Raw genomic sequence first — 13,213 nt, forward strand, 5'->3', positions numbered from 1 at the left:
TGTGCCCCTGCGAAGATGGTGGAGTGGAAGAGCCCGTCTATTCAAACACCATCGCGGGATGGCGCGAATGGGTGAGCCTGCCCGGAGCCGGAGTTCCGTGGATCAAGGCGAAGCTCGACACGGGTGCGCGCACCTCGTCGCTGCACGCCTTCGACCTCGAAGAGGTGCAGCGCGGCGCCCAGTCGATCGTCCGATTCGGCGTGCATCCGTGGCAGAACTCCGATGAAGACGCCGTCGTCGTCGAGTGCCCGGTGCACGACCGCCGCTCGGTGCGAAGCTCCTCCGGTCACACCGAGGAGCGCATCGTCGTGCTCATGGACGTCGTGCTCATGGGCCGCACGATGACCGCCGAGGTGACGCTCACCAATCGCGACGAGATGGGCTTCCGCATGCTCATCGGCCGCGAGGCGCTGCGACAGGGCTTCATCGTCGACTCGGCCCGGTCCTTCGTCGGTGGGCGCGCGCCCCGCGGCATCCGTCGCCGCAATCGCGGACGCACCACCGCCCACGCCTGACCAGTGACCGCGTCACCTGCGGCGACCGTCGGCGCGCCCGCGCCGCGCCGACGCCGACTCGTCGGCAGCCCGCTCGTTTGGGCGGCGATCTGCCTCGCGCTGGTCGTTCCGTGGGGCCTCGCCGGCCAGGCGACCGAGTTGATCCCGTATCTGCTGATGCTCGTCGGGGGCTGGCTGTGCGGGTTCTCGTTCGTCAACGCGACGTTCCGCATGACGCCCGTGCGCCGGGGGGTCATCGTGCACGTGATCGGCGCGATCGTGTCGGCGGCGTTCGTGGTGACGGCCGTCGAGTTCGGCGGTGCGGTGGTCGCGACCACCCCGGAGCTCGTGCGGATCTCGTTCCTCATCATGCAGTTCGCGGCGATCCCCGCGGCGGGCTGGATCTGGCTCGGCCTGATCTCCCGTGTCTCCTCGATCGTGGGCACGTCGAAGGCGAAGGCGGCGCTGACCACGCCCGAATGGGTCCGCGCTGAGCACGGCCACGGCTCCGAGGTGCGCTTCTCGGCGGTGCCGATCACGATGCGGGCACTCACGACCGCCATCGTCGTGATCGTGGTCGTGATGGGCGGGCTCGCCGCAGCAGCACTCGTCGCGGCGGGCGACCTCGTCTACGCCTTCGGCCCCCGGTTCACGGTCATCGTCATCGGGGTCGTCTTCGCCCTGCCGCCGTACCTCGCCGTGCTCGCGGTGGTGCGACGACGAACCGTCGCCGGTGTCATCGGCTTCGGGAACGATCGGCTGTGGCTCAGCACCGGGTCGACGACCACGATCGTCCCGTTCCACGATCTCGAGCGTCTCGTCTGGCGATGCAGGAGCGACTACGCCCGCATCGAGGTGCGCGGTGCGGGACTCGACGTCTCACTCGTCACGGGCATCGCGAAGCCGGTGCCCGGCACCACCGCCGAACTCCCGGCCCTGCCCCGGCGCGTGCTCGGCCGGTTGCAGGACGAGGGGTTCACGCTCGAGCGCTCGCGGCGGGGCGAGGTCCTGACGTTCCGGCGCGCCGGCTGAGCCGACGCGCCGGGTCCGACCCGAGGCACGGTCAGCCGCAGCTGCGCGCCTCGTAGGCGACGGTGCTCGTCGCGGTCACGCCGTCGGAGAGGCGTTTCGCCTCGACGGTGACCGTGCCCGCCGGCACCTCGGCGGCGCGAGCGTTGAATGCCGTGGTCGCGTTCCTGCCGGTCGCGATGCTCGCGAACTCCTTGTCTCCATAGGCGGAGCGGACGACGATCGAGACCGGCGTGGACTCGCCGTTCGTGGCTCGCACCGACACGTACACCTTCGACGCGATGCAGCGGGTCTCGACGACGGTCTGGACCGCGAGCACGGGCTCCGGCTCGCCGCAGTCGACCTCGGCATCGGCCCAGTCCGCGCGGTCCCACCACTCGGCCGCACCGGCGGGCGAGGCGGCGGCGTTGGGGTCGACCTCCAGCGTGAGGATCTCGACCCCCGTCGTGTCGACGCTGACGGGCTTCGCCTGTCCCTTCAGCATCGCGCCGCTGTCGAAGAGCACCGTACCGTCGACCGTGACCCGGAAGATCACGTTCGGGTTCGCACCGGCCTTGTTCATGATGTCGTCGATGCCGACGACGGCGTTGAACGCGGTGCATCGCCCGCCGAGATTGAACGCGATCGTCGTCGGCGAGTTCACGCCGAGGCCTTTCGCGTACTGGGTACCGGCGAGCCGGATCGGCTGCCCGTCGCCGGCGGCGGGCTCGCCGATCTCGGTATCCCGTTCGATCGGTCCGTACGCCGAGTTGAGCTTCACCGAGGCGAAGGGCAGGTCCGACAGGAAGTGCGTGCCTGCGGCGGGCGGATCGGGAAGCTCGGCGGCGGCAGCGTCGTGTGCAGCCTGCGCCCGCCCCGCGAGTGCGACGATGTCGCCCTCGGGCTCGGTCAGGAATTCCGACGTGTCGGTCGAGCCGCTGAACTCGGCGCCGACGGCATACCAGTCGATGCCCTGCGGGGCCTTCCCGGTGTCGAAGGACGTCTGGATGCTCTGGAAGAAGCGCTCCCAGCGATCCGTGTAGTAGGTGCCGACGAGGCCTTGCCACTCGCGGTTCGCGTAGTCGTTCAGCCCCGCGTTCACGGCGCTTCGATCGCCCCATGTGGTGACCACGGCGCGAGCATCGAACTCGAGCCGATCGGCCTCGGCCTCATCGGCGGCAGCAGCACGGGCATCCGCGATCCAGCGCCCGAACAGCATCTGCGGCTGGGTGCCAGAGATCTCGTCGAGGAGCTCCATGTTCGCGAGCCATTCCTCGCTCAACTGGGTGAATGCGGTGCGATCGAGGTTGCCGTAGGCCTGCTGCAGCTGCGGAAGCAGGGTTCGCGAGGTGTTGGCGGTCACCTGACGCGCCACATCCATCAGGTCGTACCGGTAGCTCGGGAGATCCGATGCGGCGGGCGCTGCGGCGAGCAGATGGTCGAGCGCCACGGCGAACCGCTCGGAGTCGTAGGCGAAACCGGTCGGCGACCACGACGCCGCAGCCGAGGCCGAGAGCGAGGGCTGGTCGGCGTACAGGCTGTCCTGCGCCTCGGCGAAGCTGTCGTTCGTGGGCAGCGCGTACGCCGTCTCGGCGAGGATGCGCCACGCGGCCTTCAGCTCCGGGTCGTCCGTGCCGTAGCGACGCTCGGTCCAGTCATCGAACCAGGCGTTCACGTCGACCGGGTCATCGCGCCAGGCCATGCCGGCGAAGAACTCGATCGCGACGGGATTGTTGAGCCCGCCCTCGGGAAGCGCGGCGATGCCGTCGAGCTTGCTGCCCGCCTTGGTGCGCAACTGCGTGAACCGCTCGTTCCAGACCTTCACCTCCGCACCCATGGTGGTGTGGCCGCCGTAGTTCCAGATCGTGCCGAAGGCGTACGGGATACCGCTCCACTGCGACTCGAGCTTGTCGCGGATCCCGTATCGGTCGGAGAGCCCGTCGACGATGAACGTCGTCTCGGGGTCGACTGCGGCGGCGACATCGGCGGGCGGATTGCTCTGCCAGCCGAGCAACACCCACGTCGCACCGGGCTGCGCGGTCTGCAGCGCCGTCTCGATGGCACGCGAGGCGGCGGGCACGTCCACTTGGCCGCGCTGCCCGCCCTCGTGCAGGACGTCCATCTTGTAGGCGGTCGATGCGCCGAGCAGGCGCTCGGAGACGTCGTAGAACGCGTCGGCCACGGCCGGGAACACCGCCGAGTTCGGGTCGAGCCAGCCCGGGCGCTGGAAGCCGACCCAGCCGCCCTGCGGCTCGACCCGCGAACCGGCGTTGCGGGCGGCGAAGTCGGTCGGCACCGTGCCGAAGTAACCGGGGAGCACCGGTGTGATGTCGAGCTCGCGGAGTCGGTCGGCGATCTTGCGCCCGAGCTCGGTGCGCTGCTCGAGCAGTGCGTCACTCGTGCCGGCCGGGTAGCTCGCCATGTTCTGCAGCAGCCACCACGGCTGGTGCGCGGGCAGCGGGATCCACGCCCGCGCCTCCTCGGCCGAGTAGCCGAACTGCTGCAGCACCTCGAAGTACACCGCCTCGGAGCCGACCGGCATGAAGACCTCGTTGAAGCCGAGCGCGGCGAGCTCGTCGATCTCTCGCTCCCACTGCTCCCAGCTGCGGTACGCCCCGGTGTAGCCGTCCTCGGTGTCGTTGCCGTAGAACCGGTGGCTGACGTTCGCGGTCGACGAGATGGGCCGGTCCGGGAGCGGCAGCGCGGCATCGCGGTCGACGTTGCGGACGTTCCAGGAGATGTTCTGGCCGATGCTGCCGAGGTACGCGTTCAGGCCGGCGAGCGCGGTGCCCGGTGTCGTCGCGGCGATGCGGATCCGTCCGTCGACGGCGGTCACCTCGTAGCGGTCGGCCCCGCCCACCGGTTCGAGCGAGGCGAAGTCGATGCCATCGGCGCCAGTGCCGATCAGGCGGGCCGCGGCGTCACGAGCGGGACCGAAGCCGTCATCGGTGACGACCACGCCGGCCGTCGTCGCTGCTCGGACGTGGACGCTCGTGGACGCCGCGAACGCAGGTCCGGCGCCGAGTGGAGCCGCGAGCAACGCAGCTGCCAGCACGGCGACCAGACTCACTCGACGTTGAGGAGTGGGGATCATGGATACGGCCCTTTCGAGAGATCGCTTGGGAAGCCGACGACGGGGTTGTACGTCGCAATGGAACCAGTTGACCTCGAATAACGCAAGGACAATTTCAAATTGACGATGCGATATGCTGCTCGCAGGACCTGGAGGGCGCGGCCATGACAGTCGTCAGAACGGGCGGCACATCGATCGTCAAGCGGGTCAATACCGGGCGGGTGCTGGCAGACCTCCGCCGGCGAGATGCTCCGGCGCGCATCATCGAGATCGCCGAGGCCACCGGACTCGCCCGACCGACCGTCGCCCAGATCGTCGACGAACTCGTCACGACCGGCTGGCTTCACGTGCACGGCAGCCTCGAAACCGTCGGTCGCCCCGCCGTCCGGGTCTCGCTCAACGTCAGGCGAGTGGCCTCCCTCGGACTCGACGTCGGTCCGCATCGCATCGTCGCTCAGGTTCGCGACGGGTTCGGGCAGCTCCTCGGCGGCACGGAGCTGCGGCACGACGTCCGCGACGGACACCTCCTCCTCGATCTCGCACTGAAGGTCACGGCAGAGGCCATCGAGTCCGCCGGAATCGCCTCGAACGACCTCGCGGCCGCCTGCGTCGCAAGCATCGGCGTCGTCGACCGGACAAGCGGCCGCATCCACGTCGTTCGCGAGATCGACGGGTGGGAGCAGATCGATATCGGCGCCGAGCTCGGCGCCGCACTCGGATGCGCCGTCAGGGTCGACAACGATGCGAACCTCGCAGCGCGCGCGATGCTCTCCCTCGAGGAGACGCCCGCATCGTTCATGACGATCCAATGGGGAGAGCGGGTCGGCGCGGGTCTCGTGCTGGATCGACGCCTGTTCCGGGGCGGGAACTCGGCCGCCGGGGAGATCGGCTCGTTGCCGGTGCGCGATCCGTGGGCGGCCGAATGGGCCAGCCTCGAGCAGGTGATCGGTTCGAAGCGGATCGGAGAAGTCGCGCGCCTGTTCGCAGCGCGCGACCCGGATGGATCGTTCGCGGCAGGAGTCGATGACGCCGACCCGACCGAGTACGTGTTCCGGAAGGCAGCCGAGGGCAATCGCACTGCCGAGCTCATCATCGACGAGGTCGCCGACGTCGCGATCGGTGCGATCGCCCCGATCGCTCTCGCACTCGACCTGAACTGCATCTACGTCACCGGCGGAATCGCGCGCGGAGGCGCGGTGCTCGCCGGCGCGCTCGAACGCCGGTTGCACGGCAAGACCCTGGTTCCGATCGGCGTCAGGATCTCGCCGTTCGCCGAGGACACCGTCGTTCGCGGTGCATGCTCGACCGCAGCCGACGACGCATGGGATCGCATCCTCACCGAAGAACTCGGCGCGGTGGAGCTCCCGTCGGCTGCCGGGGCGTGACCCCGGCAGCCTCCCGCCGAATCAGATCACGCCGTCGGAGATCGTCGTCGGGTTGCCGAAGCGGTGGTTCGTGATCGAGATCGCCTGCTCGTGCAGGAACGGCAGCAGCTCGACGCGGCCCGAGGGCGTGACGGGGTGCGACCACACCGCGACATCCGGAGTGCCGTCGAGCGCCTCGGCCAGAGCGGAGGCGCCGCCGCCGACGAGACGCACGCGCGGCGTCGTGATGCCGCCCTTGGCTGCACGGCCGAGCCACGCTGCGTCGCCCTCGCGCACGACCCGGAAGTCCCGCGCCGAGAGCAGCGTGCGCACGCCCTTCGGCAGCTCGACCGCGGTCGAGACCGAGAGGGGCGACTTCGCGAGCAGGCCGGCCGCGATGACGCGGAGACCCTCGGCGAGGCTCGCCTGCTCGCCGATGCGCACCGTCACGGGCAGCGGCCGGTAGCGGAAGAGGTTGCGCTCGACGCCGACCCCCGAGACATCCTTCACGACGCCGTACTCCTCGGCCCAGGCGAGCTCGTCGGAGAGCGCCGAACGGCGCAGCACGTCGAACGAGTCGTAGTCGAGTGCCGACTGCGAGGCCTCGATCAGCTCGGCGACGCGCTTCTCGAGCCCGCGCAGGTGCAGGGTGCTCGAGGAGGCGCCGTGCTGCGGCAGCCACTCGCCGAGGCCGAACAGGTAGTTCGGTCCGCCGGCCTTGGCGCCGGCGCCGACGGCGGAGCGCTTCCATCCGCCGAAGGGCTGGCGCTGCACGATCGCGCCGGTGATGCCGCGGTTGACGTAGAGGTTGCCGGCCTCGACCCGGTCGAACCAGGTGCCGAGCTCGTTCGCGTCGAGCGAGTGCAGGCCGGCGGTCAGGCCGTAGTCGACGGCGTTCTGCAGGCGGATCGCCTCGTCGAGGTCCTTCGCGTGCATGATGCCGAGCACGGGGCCGAAGAACTCGGTGAGGTGGAAGTACGAGCCGGGCGCGACGCCCGTGCGGATGCCCGGCGACCAGAGCCGGCCGGTGTCGTCGAGCTGCTGCGGCTCGACGAGCCATTCCTCGCCGATGCCGAGCTGGGTGAGCGCGTGCAGCAGCTTGCCGTTCGCGGGCTCGACGATCGGGCCCATCTGGCTCGTCGCATGCTCGGGCCATCCGACTCGAAGCGAGCGGGTGGCGTCGACGAGCTGGCGGCGGAACCGCTCGGACTTCGCGACCGAGCCGACGAGGATCACGAGCGAAGCGGCCGAGCACTTCTGGCCGGCGTGGCCGAAGGCGCTCTTGACGACGTCGGATGCCGCGAGGTCGAGGTCGGCCGACGGCGTCACGATGATCGCGTTCTTGCCGCTCGTCTCGGCGAGCAGCGGCAGGTCCTTGCGGAACGAGCGGAAGAGCTGCGCCGTCTCGTAGGCGCCCGTGAGGATGACCCGATCGACCGCGGGGTGGGAGACGAGCTCCTTGCCGAGCTCCCGCTCCCCGATGTCGACGAGCGTGAGGAGCTCCCGCGGGATGCCGGCCTCCCACAGCGCCTCGACCATGACCGCGCCCGAACGCTGGGCGAGCTTCGCGGGCTTGATGATGACGCCGGAGCCCGCGGCGAGCGCGGAGAGCACGCCGCCGGCCGGGATCGCAACGGGGAAGTTCCACGGGGGCGTGATGACCGTGAGCTTCGACGGCACGAAGACGGCACCCTGCACGTGGTCGAGCTCGCGGGCGCGCTCGGCGTAGTAGTGCGCGAAGTCGATCGCCTCGCTGATCTCGGGGTCGGCCTCGGCGATGGTCTTGCCGGTCTCGGCGGCCATGACCTCGATCAGCCGGTCGCGGTTCGCGGCGAGCGCGTAGCCGGCGCGGTGCAGCACGGCGGCGCGCTCGGCACCGGGCAGTTCGCCCCAGGCCCGGCCGCGGGCGGCGACCGTCTGGATGATGCGCTCGAGTGTGGCCGCATCGTCGACGCGGCCGGCTGCGATCGTGGCGACGCCGAGCGTCGAGCCGGGCACGCGCTCGAGGATGCGGCGACCCCACTCGCGGTTCGCGGCGAGGGCCGGGTCGGTGTCGGGCTCGTTTCGGAAGCCCGGCGTCACGCCGGAGCCGGCAGGGAAGGCGGATGCCGCGGCATCCGCCAGCTCTGCGCCGTCCATGCCCGACGACCCGCGGGTGATGCCGAGCACCACGCTCGTGAGCGAGGGGTCGTCGTCGTGCTCGGTGCCGGGCGCCGGGGCATCCGGAACCGTCATCGCGGCTGCGAGCGTCTCGTCGGTCCACTCGGTGTGGCGGTTCTGGGTGCGGTTCGGCGCAGGCGCCGTCACGACCGTCGGCTCGAGGGCCGCCAGCGAGGCGAGGTAGCGCGCCTGCTCGCGCTGGAACAGCGGCTCGCTCGTGCTCAGCTCGAACACGGCCGACATGAAGTTCTCCTGGCTCGCGTTCTCTTCGAGGCGGCGGATCAGGTAGGCGATGGCGACGTCGAACTCGCTCGGGTTCACGACGGGTGTGTAGAGCAGCAGGTTGCCGACGTCGCGGCGCACGGCCTCGGCCTGGCCGGTCGCCATGCCGAGCAGCATCTCGAACTCGACGCGCGAGTCGACGCCGCGCTCGCGGGCGGTGAGCCAGGCGTGGGCGACATCGAAGAGGTTGTGGCCGGCGACGCCGAGCTTGACCGCGTCGGTGCGCTCGGGAGTCATCGACCAGTCGAGCACGCGCTTGTAGTTGGTGTCGGAGTCCTGCTTGGAGTCGTAGGTGGCGAGCGGCCAGTCGTGCACGGCGGCGTCGACGTGTTCCATGGCGAGGTTCGCGCCCTTCACGATGCGCACCTTGATGGGGGCACCGCCCTGCGCGCGACGGTTCTTCGCCCACGCGGTGAGCTCCTGCATCGCGCCGAGCGCGTCGGGCAGGTAGGTCTGCAGCACGATGCCGGCCTCGAGCCCCCGCAGCTGCGGCTGGTCGAGCAGGGTCGTGAAGACCGCGATCGTCAGGTCGAGGTCGCGGTACTCCTCCATGTCGAGGTTGATGAACTTCGGCGTGCGGCTCTTGGCCGCGAGCTCGTACAACGGGGTGAGCTTCGCGACGACCTTGGCCACGGCCTCGTCGAACGACCACATCGAGAGCTGGCTGACGACGCTCGACACCTTGATCGACACGTAGTCGACGTCGTCGCGGGCGAGGAACTCGTAGGTGCCGGAGAGGCGACGGTCCGCTTCCTCTTCACCGAGCACGGCCTCGCCGAGGAGGTTCAGGTTCAGGCGGTTGCCCGACTCGCGCAGGGTCGCGATGGCCGGGCCGAGCTTGTCGGGCGTGGCGTCGAGCACGAGGTGGCCGACCATGGCGCGCAGCACCCGGCGGGCGATCGGGATGACGATCCACGGCAGCACGGGGGCGACGACCCCGCCGACGCGGATCGCGGCCTTCAGGTACCAGGGCAGGAACTTCGGCGTGAGCTTCGCGACCTGTTCGAGGTTGCGGCCCGCGACGCCGAGGTCTTCGGGGCGCATGACGCCGTCGACGAAGCCGACCGTGAAGTCGAGGCCGCGCGGATCCTTCAGCACGCCGGCGAGGCGTTCGGCGGCCGGATCGGCGGGGTGCTCCGCGCTCTCGGCGAGCCAGCGTCGCACGAGGGCGACGACGTGATCGGTGTTCGGCCGGGCGTCCGTGGCGGCGTTCGACATGGTCACGAGGGTACTGTCCTTTGCTTCGAGCGCGCCGGGGGTCGCGCGCCTGTCGGGTTCAGTATGCGCCGGGACATCCGTTCGGTAAAGCGAATGAATCTGAACGATACTGTTCGGAAGAACCGAAAGATCAGCGGATGCCCCGGAGGTGCCCATGCTCGACGTGCGACGCCTGCGACTGCTCGTGGAACTCAGCGACCGAGGCACGCTCTCCGCGGTCGCCGAAGCGCTCTCGTACAGCCCCTCGTCGGTCTCGCAGCAGCTCAGCCAGCTCGAGCGCGAGGCCGGCGTGCCGTTGCTCGTGCAAGTCGGTCGCCGGGTGCAGCTGACCCCGCAGGCCGAGGTGCTCGTCGGGCACGCCCGCGCCGTGCTCGACCGGCTCGAGGAGGCGGAGTCCGAGGTCGCCCGCTCGCTCACCGCCGTCGGCGGCACGGTGCGCATCGCCGTGTTCCAGTCAGCGGCGCACGCCGTGGTGCCGCAGGCGCTGACCCTGCTGCGCGCCGAGCACCCCGCCCTGCGCGTCGAGGTCACCGAGCGCGAGCCCGACGTCGGCCTCTTCGAGGTGTCGGCGCGCGACTTCGACCTCGTGATCGCCGAGCAGTACCCGGGCCACACGCGAGCCCACCGCGAGGAGCTCGACCGCGTGCACCTCGTCGCCGACACCATCCGGCTCGCACTCCCGCCGCATCCGCCGCGCGGGAGGACGCGACGTGTCGGAATGTCCGACGCAGAGCGACCACATGCGTCCTCTCGACGGGGCACCGGCCCTGCGGAACCATCGCTGCTCGCCGCCGCGACGATGCCCTGGGTGCTCGAGCCCGAGGGCACGGCCTCGCGCGACTGGGCCGAGCAGCTCTGCCGCGAGGCCGGCTTCGAGCCCGACGTGCGGTTCGAGACTGCCGACCTCATGGCGCACATCCGCCTGATCCGCTCGGGCAACGCCGTCGGGCTCCTGCCCGACCTCGTGTGGGCCGGCGAAGCGCCGAGCGTGACCCTCGTGGACCTGCCGGGACATCCCGAGCGCGAGGTGTTCACCTCCACCCGGCTCGCGGCGGCCGCCCGACCGGCCGTCGTCGCCTGCCGAGACGCGCTCGCCCGGGCCGCGCGAGCGACGGCGACGCCTTCGGCCCGCTGAGGCCTCCGGTCGCTACGCTGTGCCCATGTCACGAACGCTGCAGCGCCTCGCCCTGTCCGGCACCATCCTGCTCGCAGCGACGCTGCTGACCGCCTGCGCCGGCAATGCCGGCACCGCCGGCACCGATTCCGCCGAGGCCGTCGACCCCGTCGGCACCTGGGGAGATGTCGCCGCCACCGACGAGCCATCGCTCGTGCTCGGTGACGACGGCTCGCTCACCGGCACCGACGGCTGCAACCGCCTGGTCGGCAGCTGGACCGCCGAGGCCGACACCGTGACGTTCGTCGACGTCGCCTCGACGCGCATGGCCTGCGAGGGTGTCGACACGTGGCTCTCGGCGCTCGCGACGGGCACGATCGCCGGCGACACGCTCACCGTCCTCGACGAGTCGGGCGACGAGATCGGCACGCTGGCGCGCACCGAGTAACGGTCACGCCCGAGCGGATGCCTCCGCGAAGCGCTCGGCCTGCATCGCGAGGAAGTCGAGCACCTCGGCGGGCCCCTCGACCCGGTAGCGCACGCCGCGCGGCATCCACATGAGCGCCATCGAGAGGTTCTCGACCGAGTCGGCCTCGAGCGGCCACGCGCAGTGCCCGCCGTCGATCGCCACGACGTCGCGCCCGTACCAGCCGAGGTGCTCGACGAGCTCCGCCTGCGGCAGCTCGGCGACGACGCGGGCCTTCACGCTCCGGTCGCGCCAGCGCACCGCCGCCTCGACGCGCGCCCGGGCGTCGTCGTCACTCATCGGCCGGGGTTCGAACCGCACCCGGGTCGGGAAGACGTCGCTCATGCGGTCGAGCCGGAAGGTGCGCCAGTCCTCGCGCTGGCGATCCCACGCGAGCAGGTACCAGCGCCGGGCGACGGGCACGAGCCGGTACGGCTCGACGACGCGGGCCGACGCCTCGCCCGCGGCATCCGTGTAGGTGAACCGCAGCCGCTCGGAGTCGCGGCAGCCGAGCGCGAGGAGGCCGAGCAGTTCGGCGTCGACCTCGGGGGTCGGGCGGCCCGAGCGCGCGGATCCGGGCCCGCCGGCTCCGGTCGCGGCGTGGGATTGCAGCGCCTCGATGCGGCGACGCAGGGCGGGCGGCAGCACCTGCTCGATCTTCGCGAGGGCGCTGAGCGTCGTGTGCTCAGCGCCGCGGAGCCCGGCGGTCGCCTGCGAGCGCAGGCCGACGGCGATCGCGACGCCCTCGTCGTCGCTCAGCAGCAGGGGCGGCAGCCCGGTGCCGGCCTCGAGCCGGTAGCCGCCGGTCGAGCCGCGCGCCGACTCGATGCCGTAACCGAGCTCGCGAAGTCGGTCGACGTCGCGTCGCAGGGTTCGGTCGGAGACGCCGAGCCGGTCGACGAGTTCGCGCGCCGACCAGTGCCGGTGGCTCTGCAGCAGGGAGAGCAGTTCGAGGGTTCGCGAGGTCGTTGCGGCCATGCTCCAAGTTTCCCATCCATGCGGACGGAAACTGACCGGATGGCTCGGAAGACTGCAGGTATGACGAACCAGATGATCTCCGCTCAGGGCCTCACGAAGACGTTCCCCGCCAAGGGGAAGGTCGTCGAGGCCGTCCGTTCCGTCGACCTCGAGGTCGGCGCCGGCGAGCTCGTCGCCTTCCTCGGCCCGAACGGCGCCGGCAAGTCGACGACGCTTCGCATGCTCACCACCCTGTTGCCCCCGACGAGCGGCGACGCCATCGTCGCCGGCTCCGACATCCGCCGCGACCCGGCCGGCGTGCGCCGCCGCATCGGCTACGTCGGGCAGGGCAGCTCCGGCGGGCACACCCAGCGCGTGCGCGACGAGCTGCACGCACAGGGCTCCTTCTACGGCATGGGCCGCCGCGAGACCCGGGCGCGCGCCGCCGAGCTCATCGAGTCGCTCGAGCTCGGCCAGGTCGCCGGCCGGCAGGTGCAGTCGCTCTCGGGCGGCCAGAAGCGCCGGCTCGACATCGCGCTCGGCCTCATCCACCGGCCCGAGCTGCTCTTCCTCGACGAGCCGTCGACGGGCCTCGACCCGCACAGCCGCGCGAACCTCTGGGAGCACATCGTCGACCTCCGCCGCGAGACGGGCACGACGATCTTCCTGACGACGCACTACCTCGACGAGGCCGACCAGCTCGCCGAGCGCGTGATGGTGATGGATCACGGACAGGTCATCGCGGACGACACCGCCTGGGCGCTCAAGGAATCGCTCGCGGGCGACCGCGTGAGCCTCACCTTCGAGACGGCAGCGGATGCCGCGGCCGCCGCGGCCCGCATCGGCGGCGCGGCCTCCGGGCAGGTCGTCACGGTGACGGCGCCCGGCGGCGATCGGGCGCTGCCCCGATACATCCGCTCGCTCGGCGACGCCGGACTCGATGTCACCGCCGCCACCCACCGGCAGCCGACCCTCGACGACGTGTTCCTCGCCCTCACGGGCCGCACCCTTCGCGAGGAGGCCGCGCACGCCGAGGCATCCGCCGAGCCGGCCCTCGCCTGATCCACCCCCGACGAA

General features: G+C 71.0%; 9 protein-coding genes. 6 read left to right on the forward strand and 3 right to left on the reverse strand.

Annotated elements, in window-relative coordinates; translation table 11 throughout:
* Positions 1 to 23: 23 nt before the first annotated feature.
* Positions 24 to 515, forward strand: coding sequence for an ATP-dependent zinc protease family protein (locus tag ESP57_RS09545; protein ID WP_056006456.1), 492 nt, complete (start codon positions 24 to 26; stop codon positions 513 to 515).
* 3 nt (positions 516 to 518) lie between these two features.
* Complete coding sequence (locus tag ESP57_RS09550) at positions 519 to 1,526, forward strand: hypothetical protein (RefSeq protein ID WP_115959186.1); 1,008 nt, start codon at positions 519 to 521, stop codon at positions 1,524 to 1,526.
* Between the two features lie 31 nt (positions 1,527 to 1,557).
* Here ESP57_RS09550 and ESP57_RS09555 read toward each other — a convergent pair whose 3' ends face one another.
* Positions 1,558 to 4,596 (reverse strand): alpha-N-acetylglucosaminidase TIM-barrel domain-containing protein, encoded by a 3,039-nt coding sequence (locus ESP57_RS09555; RefSeq protein WP_115959188.1) that lies wholly within the window; start codon positions 4,594 to 4,596, stop codon positions 1,558 to 1,560.
* Between the two features lie 143 nt (positions 4,597 to 4,739).
* On the opposite strand from ESP57_RS09555, the gene ESP57_RS09560 reads away from it, so the two are divergent.
* Positions 4,740 to 5,960 carry an ROK family transcriptional regulator gene (locus ESP57_RS09560; protein WP_115959190.1) on the forward strand — a complete coding sequence of 407 codons (1,221 nt, stop codon included), beginning with the start codon at positions 4,740 to 4,742 and terminating at the stop codon, positions 5,958 to 5,960.
* A gap of 21 nt (positions 5,961 to 5,981) precedes the next feature.
* On the opposite strand, the gene ESP57_RS09565 is transcribed toward ESP57_RS09560, so the two are convergent.
* The gene (locus tag ESP57_RS09565) at positions 5,982 to 9,599 is read right to left on the reverse strand and encodes a proline dehydrogenase family protein (protein WP_129231354.1); all 3,618 of its coding nucleotides are present in this window, start codon (positions 9,597 to 9,599) and stop codon (positions 5,982 to 5,984) included.
* A 154-nt stretch (positions 9,600 to 9,753) separates the two neighbouring features.
* On the opposite strand from ESP57_RS09565, the gene ESP57_RS09570 reads away from it, so the two are divergent.
* Positions 9,754 to 10,734, forward strand: a complete 981-nt coding sequence (locus tag ESP57_RS09570; protein ID WP_129231355.1) for a LysR family transcriptional regulator — start codon at positions 9,754 to 9,756, stop codon at positions 10,732 to 10,734.
* Between the two features lie 25 nt (positions 10,735 to 10,759).
* Positions 10,760 to 11,161 carry an META domain-containing protein gene (locus tag ESP57_RS09575; protein WP_165877429.1) on the forward strand — a complete coding sequence of 134 codons (402 nt, stop codon included), beginning with the start codon at positions 10,760 to 10,762 and terminating at the stop codon, positions 11,159 to 11,161.
* Between the two features lie 3 nt (positions 11,162 to 11,164).
* Here ESP57_RS09575 and ESP57_RS09580 read toward each other — a convergent pair whose 3' ends face one another.
* Positions 11,165 to 12,157, reverse strand: a complete 993-nt coding sequence (locus tag ESP57_RS09580; protein ID WP_129231357.1) for a helix-turn-helix transcriptional regulator — start codon at positions 12,155 to 12,157, stop codon at positions 11,165 to 11,167.
* Positions 12,158 to 12,217: 60 nt separating this feature from the next.
* Between ESP57_RS09580 and ESP57_RS09585 the strand changes: the two genes are divergently transcribed.
* Positions 12,218 to 13,198, forward strand: a complete 981-nt coding sequence (locus ESP57_RS09585; protein ID WP_207904519.1) for an ATP-binding cassette domain-containing protein — start codon at positions 12,218 to 12,220, stop codon at positions 13,196 to 13,198.
* Positions 13,199 to 13,213 lie beyond the last annotated feature (15 nt).

This window comes from Agromyces fucosus (assembly GCF_004134865.1).
Lineage (GTDB): Bacteria > Actinomycetota > Actinomycetes > Actinomycetales > Microbacteriaceae > Agromyces > Agromyces fucosus.

Bases quoted from the DNA above. Each gene is read 5' to 3' on its own strand.
- ESP57_RS09555 (WP_115959188.1), bottom strand. From the start codon at position 4,596: ATGATCCCCACTCCTCAACGTCGAGTGAGTCTGGTCGCCGTGCTGGCA.
- ESP57_RS09560 (WP_115959190.1), top strand. From the start codon at position 4,740: ATGACAGTCGTCAGAACGGGCGGCACATCGATCGTCAAGCGGGTCAAT.
- ESP57_RS09565 (WP_129231354.1), bottom strand. From the start codon at position 9,599: ATGTCGAACGCCGCCACGGACGCCCGGCCGAACACCGATCACGTCGTC.
- ESP57_RS09570 (WP_129231355.1), top strand. From the start codon at position 9,754: ATGCTCGACGTGCGACGCCTGCGACTGCTCGTGGAACTCAGCGACCGA.
- ESP57_RS09575 (WP_165877429.1), top strand. From the start codon at position 10,760: ATGTCACGAACGCTGCAGCGCCTCGCCCTGTCCGGCACCATCCTGCTC.
- ESP57_RS09580 (WP_129231357.1), bottom strand. From the start codon at position 12,157: ATGGCCGCAACGACCTCGCGAACCCTCGAACTGCTCTCCCTGCTGCAG.
- ESP57_RS09585 (WP_207904519.1), top strand. From the start codon at position 12,218: ATGACGAACCAGATGATCTCCGCTCAGGGCCTCACGAAGACGTTCCCC.